We start from the raw sequence: 23,531 nt of genomic DNA, 5'->3' as shown, positions 1-23,531 counted from the left end.
GTCTTATTTTGTGTTATATATGATTGAAATAGGACTTTAAGAAATATCTTATATCCTATTCTTCTAATTGCTTCATAGCAAATGGGATTTCATTAATTAAACGAGATGGTGGTACCACATACATCTTTTCTGATAACTTTTCGCCAATATAACTATGTGTATATGTGGCACTCATTACCGCTTCTTTAATACTATCAAATTGTCCTACAAAACTAGTAATCATACCAGCTAGTGTATCACCCATACCACCAGTAGCCATTGCTGGACTACCGATAGCTAATTTATAATCTTCATTTCTAAAGAATATCTCAGTACCATGCTTTTTAAGTACCACTGTAGCTCCTAATTGATTTACCGCTTCACGGTTACGTTCATATGTTTGTTCATCAATTGGAATACCACTTAATCGTTCCCATTCCTTTTGATGAGGCGTGAAGATAACACGACATGATGGTAATTGAGGTTTAAGTTTACTAAAGATAGTAATTGCATCACCATCGACGATTAAATTCTGATGAGGTTGAATATTTTGTAGTAGGAAAGTAATCGCATTATTCCCTTTAAAGTCTACGCCAAGTCCTGGACCAATTAAGATACTATCAGTCATTTCTATCATTTTAGTAAGCATCTTAGTGTCATTAATATCAATTACCATGGCTTCTGGACATCTAGAATGTAATGCTGCATGGTTTGTTGGATGCGTCGCAACAGTGATTAATCCACTACCACTAAATACACATGCACGTGCCGCTAACATAATTGCACCGCCTAAATTGGCAGAGCCACCAATTAATAGAATTTTACCGTAATCGCCTTTATGAGTATCTTCTTTTCTTTTGGGGATATTAACCGTATCTAAAGTTTCCATCTACCTAAACCTCCTTTTACCGGTATTATCTATTTGATTTAACAGTACTTACCGGGTTCAAATTTTTAATTAATATATAGTTGTAGCCTAATACATTTACTTATGAAAAAGGCTTACTCATTTCAAATACAATAGAAAATACTATACCTGTAATAGACTTTCGTCAATAGGTATTTAAGAAATATCACAGTCTACCTCATACACCAAAATTAAAATATTTTAGCGTATTAAATAATTAAATTGGTAATGTAATACAAAAATTATAAAAGGTATTGTTTATGTAAAAATGAAAACGTATACTTTTTACTGATAGAAGTTTTAATTCTACAAAAAGGGAGCTGTTTCTATGACTTTATTTTTAAATGGAGATGCTTTAACGATTGAAGATATCAAACAATTATTACACCAAGATTTAAAAATTGAAATTACAGAAGAAGCATTAGAAAGAGTTAAAAAAAGTAGAAGTGTAGTAGAAGGAATTATTAATAATAATGAAACGATTTATGGTATTACAACTGGTTTCGGTCTATTTAGTGATGTGCGTATTGATTCTACGCAATATAATGATTTACAAGTCAATTTAATACGTTCACATGCATGTGGTATGGGTGAACCCTTCTCTGAAGAAGTATCGCTTGTTATGATGATTTTACGTTTAAATACATTATTGAAAGGACATTCCGGTGTAACATTAGAATTAGTTGATCAATTACAATATTTTATCAATGAACGCATTATACCTGTGATTCCGCAACAAGGTTCATTAGGAGCTTCTGGTGACTTAGCGCCTTTATCTCATTTAGCGTTAGCGCTTATCGGTGAAGGTCTTGTATATTATAAAAATGAAGAAGTAGACAATCGGTATGTCTTAAATGAATTAGGAAGAACACCATTACATTTACAAGCAAAAGAAGGATTAGCTTTAATCAATGGAACACAAGCTATGACAGCTCAAGGCGTTATCAACTATATAGAAGCGGAAGATTTAGGATACCAAGCAGAATGGGTTGCTTCATTAACGCACCAAGCATTAAACGGTATCATTGATGCATATGACCATAGAGTGCATACCGTTAGAAATAGTCAAGAACAGGTTGATGTAGCTGCACGTATGAGTGACTGGTTATCAGATTCTCAATTAACGACAAGACAAGCTGAAATTCGCGTTCAAGATGCATACTCTTTACGTTGCATTCCACAAATTCATGGCGCTAGCTATCAAGTGTTTAATTATGTAAAAGAAAAGTTAGAGTTTGAAATGAATGCCGCTAATGATAATCCTCTTATATTTGAAGAAGATGGTGAAACTACAGTTATTTCTGGAGGTAATTTCCATGGCCAACCGATTGCATTTGCTTTAGATCATTTAAAACTAGGTGTGAGCGAACTAGCAAACGTTTCTGAGCGACGTGTTGAACGTTTAGTTAATCCACAACTTAATGGAGATTTACCAGCATTTTTAAGTCCAGAGCCTGGATTACAAAGTGGTGCGATGATTATGCAATATGCAGCAGCAAGTTTAGTTTCAGAAAATAAAACATTAACTCATCCAGCAAGTGTAGATTCTATCCCTTCTTCAGCTAACCAAGAAGACCATGTTTCAATGGGAACTATCGCCTCAAGACATGGTTATCAAATGATTGAAAATGCGAGAAGAGTTATTGCAATTGAATGTATTATTGCCTTACAAGCTGTCGAACTTAAAGGTATAGAAGGATTATCACCAAAAACACGTGCTAAATATGACGAATTTAGAAATATTGTGCCATCTATTAAACAAGACAGACAATTCCATAAAGACATAGAAGCTGTATCCCAGTATCTAAAAGATAGTGCATATCATTAAGATCAGTTAAATAAAATTATTGAATTTTAAAATAACTTGAAAATTACAAAAAACTTTGCTATATTGTGAGTAAGTTAATAAAACATTGTTCGTAGGCCAAGTAGTATTAATGATGGATTTCAGAGAGCTTGTGGTTAGTGAGAACAAGTAATCCACTTTAATGTGAATCTACCTACATATAGTGAACAACCGGTGAATAACCGTTATTTTAGTTAAGTGCAGATAAAGTAATATCTTTGTTAGATATTTTCTTTGTTTGTTAAATAGGGTGGCAACGCGTAGACCACGTCCCTTGTTGGGGCGTGGTCTTTTTGTATGCTTTTATACATAATTGTCACGCTAAATATAAATTATAGGAAATGGGAAAGGATGAAGGTTTCATGTTAGATATTAAACTTTTTAGAACTGAGCCAGATAGAGTTAAGAGCAAAATTGAATTAAGAGGAGACGACCCTAAAGTAGTCGATGAAGTATTAGAATTAGACGAAAAACGTCGTACTTTAATTAGCAAGACAGAAGAAATGAAAGCACAACGTAATAAAGTAAGTGAAGAAATTGCTCAGAAGAAACGTAATAAAGAAAACGCTGATGACGTTATTGCTGAAATGCGTCAATTAGGTGATGATATTAAAGAATATGATACACAATTAAATGAAATTGATAATAAAATGACTGATATTCTTGTCCGTATTCCTAACCTTATCAATGATGATGTACCTCAAGGTGATTCAGATGAAGAAAATATTGAAGTTAAAAAATGGGGTACACCACGTGAATTTGATTTTGAAGCTAAAGCTCACTGGGATATCGTAGAAGATCTTAAAATGGCTGATTTTGATCGTGCTGCTAAAATCTCTGGTGCACGTTTCGTATACTTAACAAGAGATGGCGCACAATTAGAACGTGCTTTAATGAACTATATGATTACTAAACATACAACTCAACATGGTTACACTGAAATGATGGTTCCTCAATTAGTTAACTCTGATACTATGTTTGGTACAGGACAATTACCTAAATTCGAAGAAGACTTATTTAAAGTAGAAAAAGAAGGATTATACACAATCCCAACTGCTGAAGTACCTTTAACTAACTTCTACCGTGATGAAATTATTCAACCAGGCGTATTACCTGAAAAATTCACTGGACAATCTGCATGTTTCCGTAGTGAAGCGGGTTCAGCTGGTAGAGATACAAGAGGTTTAATTCGTTTACACCAATTCGATAAAGTTGAAATGGTACGTTTCGAAAAACCTGAAGATTCTTGGGATGCTTTAGAAGAAATGACATCAAACGCTGAAGCTATCTTAGAAGAATTAGGTTTACCATACCGTCGTGTGATTCTTTGTACTGGAGATATCGGATTCAGTGCTAGTAAAACATATGACTTAGAAGTATGGTTACCAAGCTACAATGATTACAAAGAAATTAGTTCTTGCTCAAACTGTACTGATTTCCAAGCACGTCGTGCAAATATCCGTTTCAAACGTGATAATGCAGCTAAACCTGAATTAGCGCATACGTTAAATGGTAGTGGTTTAGCTGTAGGTCGTACATTCGCAGCAATCGTTGAGAACTACCAAAATGAAGATGGTACTGTAACAATCCCTGAAGCCTTAGTACCATTCATGGGTGGTAAAACTCACATTCAAAAGCCAACTAAATAATAAGATTGTTTGCGAATAAATAGTAAACATGCGTGGTAATGAAGAGCCATCATTGTCACGTATTTTTTTATGCCATTTTATATATGAAGTGGGGTAGGGGGAGCATTAAATTAATAAATATCCGTAATTATATGTAGGTAAGTCTAAATATTTATTGAAAATTCTGTCATATATTAAACGTTGTAATGACAACGATTTTAAACGGAAGTTTGTCTAACGTCACACATACAGTAGTCTAAAAATATTGCCGTTTTGTGAATTGTATATTAGACTTGAATTTATTATTTACGATCTTATAAATAGAATGAAAAAGGGGGCGACACATACATATATGACACATCTCACATTTAGACAAGGCGTGAAAGAATGTATTCCAACTTTATTTGGATATGCAGGCGTAGGTATTTCGTTTGGAATTGTTGCCGCATCTCAAAAGTTTAGTTTGTTAGAAATTATTTTACTTTGTTTAATTATTTATGCAGGTGCTGCTCAATTTATTATTTGTGCTTTAGTAATTGCAGGTACACCTATAACTGCGATAGTATTAACAACATTTATTGTGAATTCACGCATGTTTCTATTGAGTATGACTTTAGCGCCCAATTATAAATCTTATAGTTTATGGAATAGAGTTGGTTTAGGGTCACTCGTAACCGATGAAACATTTGGTGTTGCCATCACGCCGTATTTAAAGGGAGAATCAATTAATGATCGATGGTTACATGGATTAAATATTACTGCATATTTATTTTGGACATTTTCATGTGTGGTTGGGGCGCTCTTTGGAAAATATATTTCAAACCCAGAAATGTTAGGATTAGACTTTGCTATTACTGCTATGTTCGTCTTCTTAGGTATCGCTCAATTTGAATCGGTTAAGAAATCTAAAATTAATATTTATCTTGTTTTAATTTTATTCGTTATTGTGATGATGCTAGCGTTAAGCTTTGTTATGCCATCATATGTAGCGATTATTATTTCAGCAGTGGTCGCTTCTGTACTTGGGGTGGTGATGGATAGATGATGACAGATACGCATATGTTAGTTGTAATCATATTATGTGGTGTAGTTACACTATTGGTTAGAATTATTCCATTTATGATGATTTCACGAGTTAGTTTGCCAGATGTTGTGATACGATGGCTTTCATTTATTCCTATTACACTTTTTACAGCACTCGTTTTAGACGGCATCATTCAACAACATGAGGGTAGTGTAGGATACACTTTAAATATTCCATTCATTATTGCTCTTATACCTACAGTACTTTTAGCAATTTTAACGAGAAGTCTAACTTGGACTATTTTAGGTGGTATTGCCTTTATAGCGATTTTAAGATATTTTATTTAACATTTCCTTCGTATCATATTGAATTTCAAATTCGAGTTAGTTAAACTTTAAGTAATTAGAATATTTTGATAATTATCGTTTTTCTTAAAAACTTAATCATAAAACCTTATTCAGAGAAGTTGAGGGACTTGGCCCGTAGACGCTTCAGCAACCGGCTACAAATATTAAGAGTACGGTGCTAAAACCAACGATTACTCGAATGATAAGTACTGAACTGCTTCTTACTTTTCAAAGAGTAAGAAGCTTTTTTATTTAAAGGAGGATGGATTGATATATGTCGAATTATATTGTTGATACATTACATTTAGGCGAATTCACGACTGAGTCAGGAGAAACAATACAAGATTTGAAACTAAGATATGAACATGTAGGTTATCCTGGACAACCATTAGTACTGGTCTGTCATGCGCTAACTGGTAATCATTTAACATATGGTACTAATGACAATCCAGGTTGGTGGCGTGAAATTATTGATGGTGGATATATGCCAATTAATGATTATCAATTTTTAACATTTAACGTCATTGGCAGTCCGTTTGGTTCAAGTTCAAAATTTAACGATAAGCACTTTCCTAATCATTTAACATTAAGAGATATAGTTCGTGCCCTTGAAAAAGGGATGGCAGCATTAGGATTTAATAAAATTGATATATTGATTGGTGGAAGCTTAGGTGGTATGCAAGCGTTAGAATTTCTTTATAATCAACGTTTTCCTGTGAATAAAGCGGTCATACTAGCCGCTACTGAAAAAACGTCATCATATAGTCGAGCATTTAATGAAATTGCAAGACAAGCCATTCATATCGGAGGCAAGGAAGGTTTAAGTATTGCTCGTCAATTAGGATTCTTAACCTATCGTTCTTCGAAAAGTTATGATCAGCGATTCACTCCAGAAGAAGTTGTCAATTACCAACAACATCAAGGAGATAAATTCAAAGAATCATTTGATTTATCATGCTATTTAACACTGCTAGATGTCTTAGATAGTCATAATATTGATAGAGGTAGAGATGATGTTGATGAAGTGTTCAAATCACTAGATACTAAAGTCTTAACAATGGGATTTATTGATGATTTATTATACCCTGACGATCAAGTGTTAGCTGCGGGGCAACGATTTAAATATCATCGTCACATTTTCGTACCAGATAATATTGGACATGATGGCTTTTTACTAAACTTTGAAACTTGGGCACCTAATCTATATTACTTTTTAAATTTAAAACAAATAAGACGTTAGTTAACTAACTTGAAGTAGTAATTAGAATAAATATTTTTAATAGGAAGCATGCGAGAAATCACCCTTCGTAAATGACTATAGTACTTTATTGTTTATTTTTTTCAAAGAGGTTAAAATAGTAGTTATAGTCAAAAAAAGTATGGGAGTGGCGTGTGTGTTTTCAAAAATACAACCTAAAGCAACTATTATAGGGACTTTAGTATTAGCGATAGTAGCTTTAGTAACACATGTATTACCTATTCTCGGCTTAATTTTATGTTTATTTGCAACAATCCCAGGTGTCGTGTTATGGAATAAATCTATTCAATCATTTGGAATTAGTGCTTTAGTAACAGTTATAATTACAACCTTATTAGGTAATACATTCGTCTTAAGTATCATGGTTCTAGTGATTTTAACAAGTTTAATCATTGGACAATTACTTAAGGAAAGAGCAACAAAAGAAAGAATTTTATATGTAACAACGGTATCTCTAAGCTTAATGACATTGATAGGATTCATGTTATTACAAGTATTTGAAAAAATACCAAGAGCAACCGCATTAGTTAACCCTGTTAAAGAAACCGTACATAACGTTTTATTAACAAGTGGAGCAAATGCTGATTATAGACAGATGCTTGAAGAAAGCATCCGCAAAATGACGGTCCAACTCCCAAGTTATCTCATTATTATCGTTTTCCTTATCGTTTTAATTAATCTGATTATAACATTTCCAATCCTACGTAAATTCAAAGTAGCGACGCCTATATTCAAGCCATTATTTGCTTGGCAAATGAATCGTACGCTATTAACAATCTATATTATTGATTTAATTTGCGTGATGTTTGCGACTCAACCAAATACTTTCCAGAGTATCGTTTTGAACTTTGAAGTTGTGTTATCATTAGTGATGTACATTCAAGGGATGAGCGTCATTCATTTCTTCGGGAAAGCGAAACGATTACCGAATGTAGTAACAGTTATATTAATGATTTTAGGAACATTATTAACACCTATGACACACATTGTAGGATTAATTGGTGTCATTGATTTATGTATTAATTTAAAACAACTAATGAATAACAATAATAATAAAAAGTGATGAGAGGTGGAAAAATGAACCGTCAATCCACTAAAAAAGCTTTGCTCATACCTTTTATTGTAATGGCATTAACAGCCATTGCTTTAGTCATCGTTTGGTTTATATTTAACCAAATTATCGCAGGTATAGCGGCAGGGGTACTACTAGTGATGTTAATTGCTAGTGGATTCTTGTTGAGACAAGCTTTTATGAAAATGGACAATTACGTGGATGATTTAAGTGGCCATATTACAACGAGTAGTAATAAGGCAATTAAACACTTGCCAATCGGGATGATTGTATTAGATGAAAATGACCATATTGAATGGGTTAACCAATTTATGTCTGAACATCTAACAACAAACGTGATTTCAGAATCGGTTAATGAAGTATTTCCCAATATTTTAAAGCAATTAGAGAAAGTTCAAGAAATTGAAATTGAACACGAAAATTATCATTTCAGAGTACGTTATTCTGATAATGAACATTGTTTATACTTCTTTAATATTACAGAAGAGGTACAAACTAATCAGTTATATGAAGATTCTAAACCAATTATCATGACATTATTCTTAGATAACTACGATGAAATCACGCAAAATATGAACGATACACAACGTTCTGAAATTAACTCTATGGTTACACGAGTAATCAGCAGATGGACTTCAGAATATGGTATCTTCTTTAAACGTTATAATTCAGATCAATTCGTAGCATATTTAAACCAAAAGATTTTAGCAGAAATTGAAAACTCAAATTTCAATATTCTAAGTCAATTACGTGAAAAAAGTGTCGGCTACCGCGCCCAACTTACATTAAGTATAGGTGTTGGTGAAGGTACTGAAAATCTTATTGACCTTGGTGAATTATCACAATCAGGCTTAGACTTAGCATTAGGCCGTGGTGGTGACCAAGTTGCTATTAAAAATATGAATGGTAACGTGCGTTTCTATGGTGGTAAGACTGACCCAATGGAAAAACGTACACGCGTAAGAGCACGAGTTATCTCACATGCATTAAAAGATATCTTAACTGAAGGCGATAAAGTTATCGTTATGGGACATAAACGACCAGACTTAGACGCTATAGGCGCAGCAATCGGTGTATCTAGATTTGCATTAATGAATAACTTAGAATCATATGTTGTGTTAAATGAATCAGATATCGACCCAACATTGCGTCGTGTTATGGATGAAATTGATAAGAAACCAGAACTTAAAGAACGTTTCATTACGTCCGATGATGCATGGGACATGATGACTTCGAAAACAACAGTCGTTGTCGTTGATACACATAAACCAGAAATGGTCTTAGATGAAAATGTATTAAACAAAGCTAACCGTAAAGTAGTCATTGATCACCATAGACGAGGCGAAAGCTTTATTTCTAATCCTTTATTGGTATATATGGAACCTTACGCAAGTTCAACAGCAGAACTTGTAACAGAGTTATTAGAATATCAACCAACAGAACAACGCTTAACAAGACTTGAATCAACAGTAATGTATGCTGGTATTATTGTCGATACACGTAACTTCACATTACGTACAGGTTCAAGAACGTTTGATGCGGCAAGCTATTTACGTGCTCATGGTGCAGATACAATCTTAACGCAACACTTCTTAAAAGATGATGTCGATACGTACATTAATCGTTCTGAATTAATTAGAACAGTAGAAGTACAAGATAATGGCGTTGCAATTGCCCATGGATCTGACGATAAGATTTATCATCCTGTTACAGTTGCACAAGCAGCCGATGAGTTGTTAAGTTTAGAAGGTATAGAAGCTTCTTATGTAGTCGCGAAACGTGAAGATAATTTAGTTGGTATATCTGCCCGTTCATTAGGTGCTGTTAACGTTCAGTTAACTATGGAAGCCTTAGGTGGCGGTGGACACTTAACTAACGCAGCGACTCAATTAAAAGGCGTCTCAGTTGAAGAGGCTATCGCACAATTACAACAAGCTATAACAGAACAAATGAGTAGGAGTGAAAACGCATGAAAGTAATTTTTACACAAGATGTTAAAGGTAAAGGTAAAAAAGGCGAAGTTAAAGATGTACCAGTAGGTTATGCAAATAATTTCTTATTAAAAAATAATTACGCTGTAGAAGCGACTCCTGGTAACTTAAAACAATTAGAACAACAAAATAAACGTGCTGAAGCAGATAGAAAACAAGAGATTGAAGATGCTAAAGCATTAAAAGAAAAATTAGCAAATATCGAAGTTGAAGTATCTGCTAAAACTGGTGAAGGCGGCAAATTATTTGGTTCAGTAAGTACGAAACAAATTGCGCAAGCACTTAAAGATCAACATGATATTAAACTTGATAAACGTAAAATGGATTTACCACAAGGTATCCACACTTTAGGTTATACAAACGTACCTGTTAAATTAGACAAAGAAGTTGAAGGTACAATTCGTGTGCATACAGTAGAACAATAAGATGGATTGAAATAGAGGTGTGATCAATAATGGATAATATGTACGAGCAAAATCAAATGCCACATAGCAACGAAGCCGAACAATCTGTCTTAGGTGCCATTATTATTGATCCAGAATTGATTAATACAACTCAGGAAGTGTTACTTCCTGAGTCATTTTATAGAGGCGCCCATCAACACATTTTCCGTGCGATGATGCACTTAAATGAAGATAACAAAGAAATTGATGTTGTGACGTTGATGGATCAACTTACAACTGAAGGAAGTTTAAGTGAAGCGGGTGGTCCGCAATATCTTGCAGAATTATCTACAAACGTACCTACTACAAGAAACGTTCAGTATTATACGGATATCGTATTCAAACACGCGCTTAAACGTAAGTTAATTCAAACTGCAGATAGTATTGCTAATGATGGATATAATGATGAATTAGAATTAGATACTATTTTAAGTGATGCGGAACGACGTATTTTAGAACTGTCATCCACACGTGAGAGTGATGGCTTTCAAGATATTAGAGACGTATTAGGTAAAGTGTATGAAACTGCGGAAGAACTCGATCAAAATAGTGGTCAAACACCAGGTATACCAACAGGCTACCGTGATTTAGACCAAATGACAGCAGGATTTAACCGAAATGATTTGATTATATTAGCGGCACGTCCATCTGTAGGTAAGACTGCCTTCGCGCTTAATATTGCACAAAAGGTAGCGACACATGAAGATTTATATACTGTTGGAATCTTCTCACTAGAGATGGGGGCAGACCAATTAGCTACACGTATGATTTGTAGTTCAGGTAATGTCGACTCTAACCGTTTGAGAACTGGTACTATGACGGAAGAAGACTGGAACAGATTTACTATTGCAGTCGGTAAGTTATCCCGAACTAAAATATTTATCGATGACACGCCAGGTATTCGAATCAATGATATACGTTCTAAATGCCGTCGCCTTAAACAAGAACACGGTTTAGATATGATTGTGATTGACTATCTTCAATTAATACAAGGTAGTGGTTCAAGATTCTCAGACAACCGTCAACAAGAAGTATCTGAAATCTCACGTACGCTTAAAGCTATTGCTCGTGAATTAGAATGTCCAGTTATCGCATTGAGTCAGTTATCACGTGGTGTGGAACAACGACAAGATAAACGACCAATGATGAGTGATATTCGTGAATCAGGTTCTATCGAGCAAGATGCTGATATCGTCGCTTTCTTATACCGTGATGATTATTATAATCGTGGTGAAGATGAGGATGATGACGATGATTCAAGTTTTGAACCACAAACTAATGATGATAATGGTGAAATTGAAATCATCATCGCTAAACAACGTAACGGCCCAACCGGTACCGTGAAACTACACTTCATGAAACAATATAATAAATTTACTGATATTGATTATGCTCATGCAGAAATGGGATAAAAATATTACGAATAAATTTCCGTACAATAAAATTAATTTTAGTTTTATTGTACGGTTTTTATTTTGTCTTTTAGCTTGATATTATGAATAAGTTTGTATATTAATTTTTAGTTAATTACTCTAAAATACTTTGCTTGAAGGGTTTAACAGACTTTTGAAGGTTATATGTTTTCTTAAAAGGTAAATCATGTTGCCCAAAATTAATGTTCGATTTTTATTTGCAATATGGTATTTATATTGGTAAAATACTTCATGGTTAAATGAGAAAAATTTGGAGGTGCTCATATGTCATCAATCGTAGTAGTTGGGACTCAATGGGGAGACGAAGGTAAAGGTAAAATTACTGATTTCTTAGCAGAGCAAGCAGATGTTATTGCACGTTTTTCAGGTGGTAATAACGCAGGACATACCATTCAATTTGGTGGAGAAACATATAAATTACATTTAGTACCATCAGGTATCTTTTATAAAGATAAATTAGCAGTAATCGGTAATGGTGTAGTTGTAGATCCAGTTGCATTACTTAAAGAATTAGACGGTTTAAATGAACGTGGTATCTCAACAGATAACTTACGTATTTCAAACCGCGCGCAAGTGATTTTACCTTATCATATCGCACAAGACGAATTTGAAGAGCGTCTTCGTGGTGATAATAAAATCGGTACAACGAAAAAAGGTATCGGCCCAGCATACGTAGATAAAGCACAACGAATTGGTATCCGTATGGGAGACCTAATGGAAAAAGAAACTTTCGAAAGACGTCTAAAAGAAAATATTGCATATAAATCAGCATATTTCAAAGGTATGTTTAACGAAACTTGCCCTAGCTTTGAAGATATGTTTGAAGAATATTACGCTGCAGGTCAACGTTTAAAAGAATTCGTTACAGATACACCTAAAATATTAGATGATGCATTTGTTGCGGATGAGAAAGTATTATTCGAAGGTGCACAAGGTGTTATGTTAGATATCGACCATGGTACATACCCATTCGTAACTTCAAGTAACCCAGTAGCAGGTAACGTAACTGTAGGTACAGGTGTAGGTCCAACTTACGTGTCTAAAGTAATTGGTGTTTGTAAAGCATATACATCACGTGTTGGTGATGGCCCATTCCCTACTGAATTATTTGATGAAGATGGACATCATATTAGAGAAGTTGGTCGTGAATATGGTACAACAACAGGACGTCCTCGTCGTGTAGGTTGGTTCGACTCAGTAGTATTACGTCATTCACGTCGTGTAAGTGGTATCACAGACTTATCTATCAACTCAATTGACGTTTTAACAGGTTTAGATACAGTTAAAATTTGTACTGCTTATGAATTAGACGGTGAAAAAATTACTGAATATCCTGCAAACCTAGATCAATTACAACGTTGTAAACCAATCTTCGAAGAGTTACCAGGTTGGACAGAAAATATTACGGGTTGTCGCAGTTTAGAAGAATTACCTGAAAATGCACGTAAATATTTAGAACGTATTTCTGAATTATGTGGCGTACACATTTCAATCTTCTCAGTTGGTCCAGACCGTGAGCAAACAAACCTATTAGAAAAATTATGGTAAAAGTTAGACAACAATAAATTTTATACTCTAATATTTTGAAAAAAACCGATTCGTCCATAAAAGCGAATCGGTTTTTTCTTGTTTAAATAAACAATTAAAATTTGTGGTAATGAGGGAGCATGTTTAAATCATTTCAATTCAATGCCATTGTATATACACATATTCAATTCAAGTAAGTCATTTTCAAATAATCATAAGTCTATCGTCACTTTTATAGCAATATTTCTCCTTTATTAACATTTCAAAAATAATGTTATATTTATGTAAAAAAATAGCTTGTCATGTAAATAACGGCTATGCTATAATCTATCTTGTGCTTAAGAACGGCTCCTTGGTCAAGCGGTTAAGACACCGCCCTTTCACGGCGGTAACACGGGTTCGAGTCCCGTAGGAGTCACCATTTTTTAGGTCTCGTAGTGTAGCGGTTAACACGCCTGCCTGTCACGCAGGAGATCGCGGGTTCGATTCCCGTCGAGACCGTATTGCCTACCCAAGAGGGTAGGCATTTTTTTGTCTATTTTTATTGATTAGCAAAGTCGTTCATCAACTTATTCGTCATTCTACTCTATAACACTGCACATCATTCTTCATTATAGATAAATGAATTAATCTCCCACCACATCATGCTACGATTCACTCATTTTACAACTCTATGACAATAGGCAATCGAAATTTAACATTTATCCTTTCACTGCAACTAAAGAAATGTAAAACATTGAATTAATCACTTTTATACTAAATTTTTATATTACAAAATAATGAAATAGATATCATTTAGTTTTTAAAGGTTACTGAAAGTGTTCAACTTATTTTGTGATATACAATTTTGGTGGTAAACTTATATATAATATTATTCTATAATTTTTTATACAAAAATAGAATTAACCGTTCATAAATGGTAAATTATATAGTAGTTACTGTGCTCTCAATGCACAATAGTTTGAGTCGTGAGAAAGGTCTCAAACGTTACGAATGAAGCTAAGTTGAACGGTAGAATTATACTTTGAGAAATGAGGTTTATATATATGGCTAGAAAAGTTGTGGTAGTCGACGATGAAAAACCAATTGCTGATATTTTAGAATTTAATCTTAAAAAAGAAGGATATGATGTATTTTGCGCGTACGATGGTAACGACGCAGTAGATTTAATTTATGATGAAGAACCAGACATCGTTCTATTAGATATCATGTTACCAGGTAGAGACGGCATGGAAGTTTGTCGTGAAGTACGTAAGAAATACGAAATGCCAATCATTATGTTAACTGCAAAAGATTCTGAAATTGATAAAGTTTTAGGATTAGAATTAGGTGCGGATGACTATGTGACGAAACCATTTAGTACACGTGAATTAATTGCCCGTGTGAAAGCAAACTTACGTCGTCATTATTCTCAACCAGCACAAGAAGTGAATGATGCAACAAACGAAATTTCAATTAAAGATATCGTCATTTATCCAGACGCATATTCTATTAAAAAACGTGGTGATGACATCGAGTTAACACACCGTGAATTTGAGTTGTTCCATTACCTTTCTAAACATATGGGTCAAGTAATGACACGTGAACATTTATTACAAACTGTGTGGGGCTATGATTATTTTGGAGATGTACGTACAGTGGACGTAACGATTCGTCGTTTACGTGAAAAAATTGAAGATGATCCATCACACCCTGAATATATTGTGACACGTAGAGGCGTTGGATACTTCCTCCAACAACATGATTAGAGGTTCAGTCGAATGAAGTGGCTTAAACAACTCCAATCCCTTCACACGAAACTAGTCATTGTATATGTCTTACTGATTATTATTGGTATGCAAATTATTGGTTTGTATTTTACTAATAGTTTGGAAAAGGAATTATTAGATAACTTTAAAAAGAATATTACGCAATATGCGAAACAATTAGATGTAAGCATTGAGAAAGTTTATAACGAAAAAGGTTCGGTTAACGCTCAGAAAGATATTCAAAATCTTTTGAGTGAGTATGCCAACCGTCAAGAAATTGGTGAAATTCGTTTTATAGACAAAGATCAAATTATTATGGCGACGACGAAGCAGTCTAACCGCGATCTTATCAATCAAAAGGCAAACGATAGCTCTGTTCAAAAGGCATTATCACTAGGTCAAAGTAATAACCATATGGTATTGAAAGACTATGGTAATGGTAAAGAAAGGGTTTGGGTATATAACATACCTGTTAAAGCTGATAAACAAACGATAGGCAATATTTACATAGAATCGAAAATTAATGACGTATACAATCAACTGAATAATATTAATCAAATCTTTATTGTAGGTACCGCTATTTCGTTATTTATTACCGTCATACTCGGTTTCTTTATTGCACGAACGATAACCAAACCGATTACCGATATGCGTAACCAGACAGTTGAGATGTCTAAAGGTAACTATACCCAACGTGTTAAAATTTATGGTAATGACGAAATCGGTGAACTTGCGCTCGCATTCAATAATTTATCCAAACGAGTTCAAGAAGCACAAGCGAATACAGAAAGTGAGAAACGCCGTCTAGACTCCGTTATCACACATATGAGTGACGGTATCTTAGCCACTGATAGACGTGGTCGTGTACGTATCGCCAATGATATGGCACTTAAAATGCTGGGTATGGCTAAAGAAGATCTTATCGGCTACTATATGTTAAGTGTTTTAAGCTTAGAAGAAGAATTCTCACTAGAAGAAATTAATGAAAATAACGATAGTTTCTTATTAGACATTAATGAAGAAGAAGGTATCATTGCACGTGTTAACTTCAGTACGATTGTGCAAGAAACAGGCTTTGTGACAGGTTACATTGCCGTATTACATGATGTAACAGAACAACAACAAGTAGAACGTGAACGTCGTGAGTTCGTTGCTAACGTGTCTCACGAACTTCGTACTCCATTAACATCTATGAATAGTTATATCGAAGCACTAGAAGAAGGTGCTTGGAAAGACGATGATTTAGCACCACAATTCTTATCCGTTACACGTGAAGAAACTGAACGTATGATTCGACTCGTTAATGATTTATTACAATTATCTAAAATGGATAATGAATCAGATCAAATTACAAAAGAAATCGTCGACTTTAACATGTTTATTAATAAAATTATTAATCGACATGAAATGTCTGCTAAAGATACAACTTTCGTACGCGAAATTCCACAGCAAACTATTTTTGCTGAAATAGATCCAGATAAGATGACACAAGTATTTGATAACGTCATTACGAATGCAATGAAATATTCTCGTGGTGATAAACGCGTTGAGTTCCACGTGAAACAAAATGCACTTTACAATAGAATGACGATTCGTATCAAAGATAATGGTATCGGTATTCCTATTAATAAAGTAGATAAAATCTTTGATAGATTCTACCGTGTCGACAAAGCACGTACACGTAAAATGGGCGGTACAGGTCTTGGTTTAGCAATTTCTAAAGAGATTGTTGAGGCACATAATGGCCGTATTTGGGCAAATAGTGTCGAAGGACAAGGTACATCTATCTTCATTACCCTACCATGTGAAATTATTGAAGATGGTGATTGGGATGAATAGTAAAGAATACATCAAAACGATTATCCTGATACTACTTGTATTAATGAGTATCGTCTTAACCTACATGGTATGGAACTTCTCACCTGATCTATCAAATGCTGATAGTACGTCATCAGATAATAAGAAAGATAATTCTAAACCTATTGGAAAACCAATGAGTGCGAAAATGGATAAAACCATCACACCATTTCAAATCGTTCAATCTAATGGCGAAAAAACAAAAGGTATGCCAGCAACAGGTCATGCAGTATCTCAAATTTTAAGCCCATTAAAAGATAAAAATGTTGATTCAGTACAACATTTAAAACGAAATCATAACTTAATTATTCCTGAATTAAGTGATAACTTTATCGTTCTTGATTTCACATATGATTTACCGTTATCAACTTACTTAAGCCAAGTATTAAACATAGATGCTAAGACACCTAATCATTTTAACTTTAATCGACTACTGATTGATCAAGATCAAGAAGGTCATGTGATATTATATGCGATTAGTAAAGATAGACATCAAGTTGTGAAGATGAAAACATCTGTTAAAGGCAAAGATGTGAATCAATCATTAAAAAATCTTAGCTCAGAAATGCAAAAGTATACAGAAATCATCACCAATAAAGATACGATTGATAAAGCAACACATATTTTTGCGCCAGATAAGCCTAAAGACCTCAAGTGTTATCGTATGGTATTTAATACGATTAATGTAGAAAAAATGAACTCTGTATTATTTAACGATTCAACTATCGTCCGTAGTTCTCAAAGTGGCTTGACGACGTACAATAATAATACAGGTGTTGCTAACTATAACGATAAAAGTGAGAAATACCATTATAGAAACTTGTCCGAAGATGAGAAAAGCTCTACCAATATGGAAGAAACAATTGGTGGTACATTCGAATTTATCAATGGACACGGTGGTTTCTTAGACGAAGATTATAGATTGTTTAGCACTGATAATATGAGTGGTGAATTAACTTATCAACGATTCTTAAATGGTTACCCTACGTTCAACACTCAAAAATTAAATGAAATTCAAGTGACATGGGGCGATAAAGGCGTATTTGATTACAAACGCTCATTATTAAGAACTGATGTCATATTGAATAGCGGCGATAAAAAGTCATTACAAAGCGCCGAATCAGTACGCTCAGCACTTGCTAACAATAATAGTATTGATTTTGAACGTGTATCCAATATAGCAGTCGGTTACAATATGGATGACCGACCTAAAAATGATGATATTGAAGTACAACGTAATAGCGAATTTACGCCTCAATGGTATGTCGAATATGACGGCAAATGGTATGCATTTAAAGATGGGGGGCTAGAATAAATGAACTGGAAACTGACAAAGACACTATTCATTTTCGTATTTATTCTCGTCAACATCTTCTTAGTTGCTATATATATAGATAAAGTTAACAAATCACAGATTAATGAAGCGGTAAGTGATAATCGTGTTAACTTCCAACAAGAAGAGATCAAAGTCCCCACTGACGTTCTAAATAAAAATGTGAAAGATACAGAAATGCAACAGATTACTGCCCAGTCTAAAAACTTTTCAAGTTATGCTAAAAAACATTCAAGTTTGAATACATCTGATTCAGGAAAAACAATTAATGGTGAGATAGATAGTACAGTCAATGTGAGTGATAATAATTTAAAAGAGATTAAGAATTATATGAAAGACAATATATTTGGTGGTAAAAATTATCAGTTGAGTAAGATGAATTCTGATTCAATGACTTTTGAACAAACTTACAATGGCTACCCTATAATGAACAATAGTAAAGCACTATTGAAGTTCAATATTAATGATCATAAAGCATCTAGTTATAAACAAACAATGATGAATGATATTCAAGCAGCTAAAGGTTCAAATAGTAGTAAAAGCCAAGTAATAGGCCCGAGAAAAGCAATAGAAGCCCTATACTTCAATCGCTATCTTAAACGCCATGATGAAGTAGTTGACGCACGATTAGGCTACTATTCAGTTGTTAAAGAAACTAACGTTCAGTTATTACAACCTAACTGGGAAATCAAAGTTAAACATAACGGCAAAGACAAAACTAAGACATACTACGTCGAAGCCACAAGTACCAACCCTAAAGTTATAGATAAGTAGTAAAAGGTCTGTAGAAAAGCGCTTAGAGCTGCTTTGTGCTTATGCACTTAGCAGCTCTTATGCATGAGCTTTAGCTCAGGCGAACCTTTAAAAGTAATACTTCGTATTGTAGGGGCTCCCTTTCCCAGGGTACAGTTTCAGCCAGAAATACTGCACAGATAAATCTGTGAGAATTTCTAAGGTCTTCAACTAGTACTGTTCCCTCGGGAGTTTCGCCATAAATACTTCGTATTAATATATAAGTTTAACTGTCTACAAAGGTTTGTACTTTGTAGGCAGTTTTTATGTGGTTATTTGTATGATGAACTACTGTCTCATCAATTAAATAATTCATAGGAAAAATTTAATTTATCAATATACCGGTAGTTTAATAAACGGAGTATTGGCAGATTAATGTCATAATTGGTATAGTATAATATAAGCTATTTTAAGAACGGGTGGTTTCAGTACATAACTGAAATCAAAAAGTTAATCAATTAATAAAGAAAAATACAAAAATGATACGGAAGGCACTCTTACGTCACTAAGAGGGATGAGTGCTATATTAGAAAGGATGAGCCGCTTGATACGCATGAGTGTATTAGCAAGTGGTAGTACGGGCAATGCCACATATGTAGAAAATGAAAAAGGAAGTATTCTTGTTGATGTTGGTCTAACAGGTAAGAAGATGGAAGAACTTTTTGGCCAAATCGACCGCAACATCAAAGATTTAAATGGTATTTTAGTTACACATGAACACATTGACCATATTAAAGGTCTAGGCGTGTTAGCACGTAAATATAACTTACCTATTTATGCGAATGAAAATACATGGAAAGCAATAGAAAAGAAAGATAGTCGCATTCCAATGGATCAAAAGTTCATATTCAATCCTTATGAAACACAATCTATTGCGGGGTTTGATATAGAGTCATTTAACGTGTCACATGATGCGATTGATCCACAATTTTATATTTTCCATAATGATCATAAGAAGTTTACGATTTTAACAGATACTGGATATGTTTCAGACAGAATGAAAGGTATGATTCAAGGTAGTGATGCCTTCATCTTTGAAAGTAACCATGATGTGGATATGTTACGCATGTGTCGTTATCCTTGGAAGACAAAACAACGTATTTTAGGTGATATGGGACACGTATCTAATGAAGATGCTGGTTTAGCGATGACTGATGTGATTACAGGTAATACGAAACGTATTTATTTATCTCATTTATCTCAAGATAATAATATGAAAGATTTAGCACGTATGAGTGTTGGTCAAGTGTTAAATCAACATGATATTGATACTGAAAAAGAAGTCTTATTGTGTGATACAGATAAAGCACAAGCGACACCAATATATACGTTATAGTTATTTTAGACAGAGCGAGACAAGAAGGTCTTGCTCTTTTTTTATGTCTTTTTCTGTGGAAAAGTCATTGAAGAAGGTCTTAAAAGCGATGTTTATAAGGGATAAGTGGATAAAATAGATTAAGACTATCGTGAAGTTATCCACTGAATTGTTCATAGTTATCCAGAGTTGGTACAATACACACAGAAATACCCACATTGTACACATACTTATCCACAAAATAACAAGTTATTCCACAGAAATTGTGAGTAAATACTAATATTTTATAAAAATTGGGGATATAAACTGGTACAATAAGAGGGAATACTGTGAACAAGTTGATAACTTGTGGATAACTCTAATAAGTATAAGTGGAGGATAATATGAAAATCACAATTCTTTCAGTTGGAAAACTAAAAGAGAAATACTGGAAACAAGCAATTGCAGAATATGAAAAACGATTAGGTGCATACACTAAAATTGAAATAATAGAAGTGCCAGATGAAAAAGCACCTGAAAATATGAGTGACAAAGAAATTGAACAAGTAAAAGAAAAAGAAGGACAACGTTTATTAGCTAAGATCAAACCACAAGCAACGGTTATTACATTAGAAATTGAAGGTAAGATGTTGTCATCAGAAGGTCTAGCTAAAGAACTTAATCAACGCATGACACAGGGCCAAAGCGACTTTGTCTTTGTGATAGGTGGATCAAACGGACTACATCAGGACGTATTACAACGCAGTAACTATGCACTCTCATTCAGCAAAATGACCTTCCCACACCAAATGATGCGCGTTGTGTTGATTGAACAGGTGTATAGAGCATTTAAAATTATGCGTGGCGAAGCATATCATAAATGATGGTTTTTTAGTATTTTGTAATAAAAATTATAAGGTTCTATCTTACATTAAACAAGTTAATGTAAGATAGAACCTTATATAATATAGATTTAGTTATTAATTAAGCTATTAGATATTAGGTGTGAGTTTATTTCAACAATATCTATGAATTAAATAAACAAAGGTCTAGCGACGCCCTTACTCTAGGGATTACTTTAATTAAAAAACGTAAATTAAATTCAATATATAGTATGCATATGTTCTATATGAAACAACTTGCTTGTAAATATGTTACTTAATTGATGTTTGTTTAATAGCTGTGTGCAATGCATCAACAAATTGATACATCTTTGGTGACCAATTATTTTTATTTTTACGTGAAGTTGTACTCATATTTTGATTTTTAAATAAAGCTTTTCTCAGTGCAGTAGTTAATTCCAATTGAACACCTGTACTATTTTGATTTTTATTAATAAAATTTTGATTATTTAAACCACCTAGATATTCTGGAGGCACTTTAACGGTAAAACCTCTACTCCTCAATTGTGATTGAATAGCATCTCTTAGTTTAGATTTAACTCCTCCTAAGAATACAATTTGGTCGTCGCCTTTTGCGCCATGGATAGAAATGTTTGCTGTTCGTCCTTTGACCATTTGATGCAACGTTGGATCATCATAATGTGTAGACGTTACATGTAATTGCGTATTATTTGAGTTTCTTATTCCTTCAAACGAGAAATAATCATATCCACCTTGTTGTGCTAATAACTTTGTTAACTCCGAAGTACCTTGTTCTATGTTTCCGCCATGTGGGGCTACAATAAGTACTTTACTACCTTTATTAGATGTCTCTTTCTTCCAATCAACATCTTCTTTAGTCGATTTTTCTAACTGGGTCATAGATTTGTAGTAATCTTTATGATTGCTTTTAGTTGATTTGATTGAATTTGCTTTAGGTATTGTTGCTATAGCTGTGGCTTTTTTCTTAGTTGTTGTTTCTGCTAATTTTTTAATTGGTGCTTTAGTTTTTATTGATGATACATGGGGTTTCGATACTGCTGTTTTAGCCTGATTTATTTGTGTTTTTGTTGTATTTGCTGTTTTATTTTTATTTGCTACTTCTACTGTAGAAATAGCTTGTTGGTCGCGTTTAGTTCCTATTGTGCTATTTTTGATATTAGTAGATGAATTTATAGGTGCTTTAGTAGACATCGGCTTTTGAGTTTGACTTGTAGATGTTTGAATAGCTTTTGGTTTCAAAGAAGTCGGTGCTTTAACCTTTTCTGGTTTCACTGTCGTTGAAGACTGTTTTACATTTGCAATTTTAGCTGTTGTTTTTACTGTTGTAGGTGACTTTACTGTTGTCGTCACATGTTTAATTGGTGTTGTGATATTAGAACTACTTGTTCTAGAGTTTTTAATATTTTTTATATTTGATGTTTTTGAATTAGTATTACTCTCATTTTGTACTGTGGATGCATGGGCAGTTGTTTGCTGAGTTATGATGTTTATTGATCCTAAACTTAGTGATGCTGTTATAACTCCTAATGTTATTTTCACAATTGGTTTTGTTCGCTTACTTCTATTTTTATTCATTTGTAGCCCCTTAAATAGTTTGCCATTAACTCATATTAACCTATTCTTTCAAAATAGCAATAACTTTATTTAATTTATTACATATTTAACAATAATTTTTTTTGCCTATACACAATATTAAAATAAATTATTAATCTGTACTTAATTAGAGTGCGATAAAAAAATAAAACAAAAATTACTTATACTCAAAATCATTATTACTCCTAATATAGGCTTAAATAGTTTTAAGAAGGGTACAATGTTAAATAAGAGACATGAAGTTCTTGTCCTTTATAATAATAAGCAAGTGAGCTTGTTAATCTAAAGATGAGCTGAGGTAATGTTTACCTGCTCATCTTTTTCTATTTGGAGGCTAAATATATGAAAAGAATTTTATTAACGGGCGCATCTGGATACATCGGCAGTCACTTAATGAATAAATTAAAAGAAAACTATGAAATTATAGCTATTTCTAGAAATATAGAGAATAAATCGGATGAACGTAATGTTACTTGGAAAGCAGCTGATTTGTTTGATTTAAATGAAATAACTGAGGTAATGGAGGACATTGACATCGCTATTTATCTTGTCCATTCTATGATGCCTTCAGCTAA

The 23,531-nt window shown here is 33.6% G+C and carries 19 protein-coding genes, 2 tRNA genes and 1 riboswitch; of the genes, 19 read left to right on the top strand and 2 right to left on the bottom strand.

The features are described from left to right. Positions 1-55: 55 nt before the first annotated feature. Positions 56-868, bottom strand: a complete 813-nt coding sequence (locus HMPREF3125_RS02715; protein ID WP_017636729.1) for an NAD(P)H-hydrate dehydratase — start codon at positions 866-868, stop codon at positions 56-58. 346 nt (positions 869-1,214) lie between these two features. Between HMPREF3125_RS02715 and hutH the strand changes: the two genes are divergently transcribed. The 18 genes from hutH to rlmH all read left to right on the top strand — a co-directional run bounded on the left by hutH (position 1,215) and on the right by rlmH (position 21,363). Next, on the top strand, positions 1,215-2,714 hold the full coding sequence (gene hutH, locus HMPREF3125_RS02710; protein WP_070451765.1) for a histidine ammonia-lyase: 1,500 nt from the start codon (positions 1,215-1,217) through the stop codon (positions 2,712-2,714). A 380-nt stretch (positions 2,715-3,094) separates the two neighbouring features. Then, positions 3,095-4,381: a serine--tRNA ligase gene (gene serS, locus HMPREF3125_RS02705; RefSeq protein ID WP_017636731.1), complete on the top strand. Its 1,287-nt coding sequence runs from the start codon at positions 3,095-3,097 to the stop codon at positions 4,379-4,381. 331 nt (positions 4,382-4,712) lie between these two features. Further along, complete coding sequence (locus tag HMPREF3125_RS02700) at positions 4,713-5,405, top strand: AzlC family ABC transporter permease (protein WP_070451763.1); 693 nt, start codon at positions 4,713-4,715, stop codon at positions 5,403-5,405. Further along, positions 5,402-5,731 (top strand): AzlD domain-containing protein, encoded by a 330-nt coding sequence (locus HMPREF3125_RS02695; RefSeq protein WP_017636733.1) that lies wholly within the window; start codon positions 5,402-5,404, stop codon positions 5,729-5,731. Before HMPREF3125_RS02700 ends, HMPREF3125_RS02695 begins: the two co-directional genes overlap by 4 nt. A gap of 103 nt (positions 5,732-5,834) precedes the next feature. Beyond that, positions 5,835-5,940, top strand: a riboswitch (SAM riboswitch). A 65-nt stretch (positions 5,941-6,005) separates the two neighbouring features. Beyond that, positions 6,006-6,971, top strand: a complete 966-nt coding sequence (locus HMPREF3125_RS02690; protein ID WP_070451761.1) for a homoserine O-acetyltransferase MetX — start codon at positions 6,006-6,008, stop codon at positions 6,969-6,971. Between the two features lie 139 nt (positions 6,972-7,110). Next, positions 7,111-8,052 carry a YybS family protein gene (locus HMPREF3125_RS02685; RefSeq protein ID WP_026083452.1) on the top strand — a complete coding sequence of 314 codons (942 nt, stop codon included), beginning with the start codon at positions 7,111-7,113 and terminating at the stop codon, positions 8,050-8,052. 14 nt (positions 8,053-8,066) lie between these two features. Continuing rightward, entirely contained in the window at positions 8,067-10,034 is a 1,968-nt protein-coding gene (locus HMPREF3125_RS02680) for a DHH family phosphoesterase (RefSeq protein WP_070451759.1), read from the top strand. Beyond that, positions 10,031-10,477, top strand: a complete 447-nt coding sequence (rplI, locus tag HMPREF3125_RS02675; RefSeq protein ID WP_070451757.1) for a 50S ribosomal protein L9 — start codon at positions 10,031-10,033, stop codon at positions 10,475-10,477. Before HMPREF3125_RS02680 ends, rplI begins: the two co-directional genes overlap by 4 nt. A gap of 29 nt (positions 10,478-10,506) precedes the next feature. Continuing rightward, positions 10,507-11,907, top strand: coding sequence for a replicative DNA helicase (dnaB, locus tag HMPREF3125_RS02670; RefSeq protein ID WP_017636738.1), 1,401 nt, complete (start codon positions 10,507-10,509; stop codon positions 11,905-11,907). Positions 11,908-12,192: 285 nt separating this feature from the next. Further along, the gene (locus HMPREF3125_RS02665; RefSeq protein ID WP_070451756.1) at positions 12,193-13,476 is read left to right on the top strand and encodes an adenylosuccinate synthase; all 1,284 of its coding nucleotides are present in this window, start codon (positions 12,193-12,195) and stop codon (positions 13,474-13,476) included. Between the two features lie 325 nt (positions 13,477-13,801). Then, positions 13,802-13,876: transfer RNA gene (locus HMPREF3125_RS02660), tRNA-Glu, on the top strand. Between the two features lie 7 nt (positions 13,877-13,883). Continuing rightward, positions 13,884-13,956, top strand: a tRNA-Asp gene (locus HMPREF3125_RS02655). A 545-nt stretch (positions 13,957-14,501) separates the two neighbouring features. After that, positions 14,502-15,203 (top strand): response regulator YycF, encoded by a 702-nt coding sequence (gene yycF / locus HMPREF3125_RS02650; RefSeq protein ID WP_017636740.1) that lies wholly within the window; start codon positions 14,502-14,504, stop codon positions 15,201-15,203. 12 nt (positions 15,204-15,215) lie between these two features. Continuing rightward, on the top strand, positions 15,216-17,042 hold the full coding sequence (walK, locus tag HMPREF3125_RS02645; RefSeq protein ID WP_070451754.1) for a cell wall metabolism sensor histidine kinase WalK: 1,827 nt from the start codon (positions 15,216-15,218) through the stop codon (positions 17,040-17,042). Beyond that, the gene (gene yycH, locus HMPREF3125_RS02640) at positions 17,035-18,375 is read left to right on the top strand and encodes a two-component system activity regulator YycH (RefSeq protein ID WP_070451752.1); all 1,341 of its coding nucleotides are present in this window, start codon (positions 17,035-17,037) and stop codon (positions 18,373-18,375) included. Before walK ends, yycH begins: the two co-directional genes overlap by 8 nt. Beyond that, positions 18,376-19,167 carry a two-component system regulatory protein YycI gene (locus HMPREF3125_RS02635; RefSeq protein WP_070451751.1) on the top strand — a complete coding sequence of 264 codons (792 nt, stop codon included), beginning with the start codon at positions 18,376-18,378 and terminating at the stop codon, positions 19,165-19,167. 553 nt (positions 19,168-19,720) lie between these two features. After that, positions 19,721-20,521, top strand: a complete 801-nt coding sequence (locus tag HMPREF3125_RS02630) for an MBL fold metallo-hydrolase (RefSeq protein ID WP_026083453.1) — start codon at positions 19,721-19,723, stop codon at positions 20,519-20,521. 362 nt (positions 20,522-20,883) lie between these two features. Continuing rightward, complete coding sequence (gene rlmH, locus HMPREF3125_RS02625; RefSeq protein ID WP_002466394.1) at positions 20,884-21,363, top strand: 23S rRNA (pseudouridine(1915)-N(3))-methyltransferase RlmH; 480 nt, start codon at positions 20,884-20,886, stop codon at positions 21,361-21,363. Between the two features lie 270 nt (positions 21,364-21,633). On the opposite strand, the gene HMPREF3125_RS02620 is transcribed toward rlmH, so the two are convergent. Beyond that, on the bottom strand, positions 21,634-22,938 hold the full coding sequence (locus tag HMPREF3125_RS02620) for a poly-gamma-glutamate hydrolase family protein (RefSeq protein ID WP_070451749.1): 1,305 nt from the start codon (positions 22,936-22,938) through the stop codon (positions 21,634-21,636). A 360-nt stretch (positions 22,939-23,298) separates the two neighbouring features. Here HMPREF3125_RS02620 and HMPREF3125_RS12965 point away from each other — a divergent pair. Then, on the top strand, positions 23,299-23,531 hold a 233-nt coding region (locus HMPREF3125_RS12965), incomplete at its 3' end, for an NAD-dependent epimerase/dehydratase family protein (RefSeq protein ID WP_256278055.1).

Origin of the sequence: Staphylococcus sp. HMSC13A10 (assembly GCF_001808005.1) — a bacterium.
In the GTDB taxonomy this organism is placed as follows: domain Bacteria; phylum Bacillota; class Bacilli; order Staphylococcales; family Staphylococcaceae; genus Staphylococcus; species Staphylococcus pasteuri.
This window is presented reverse-complemented; position numbering and strand designations above follow the sequence as displayed.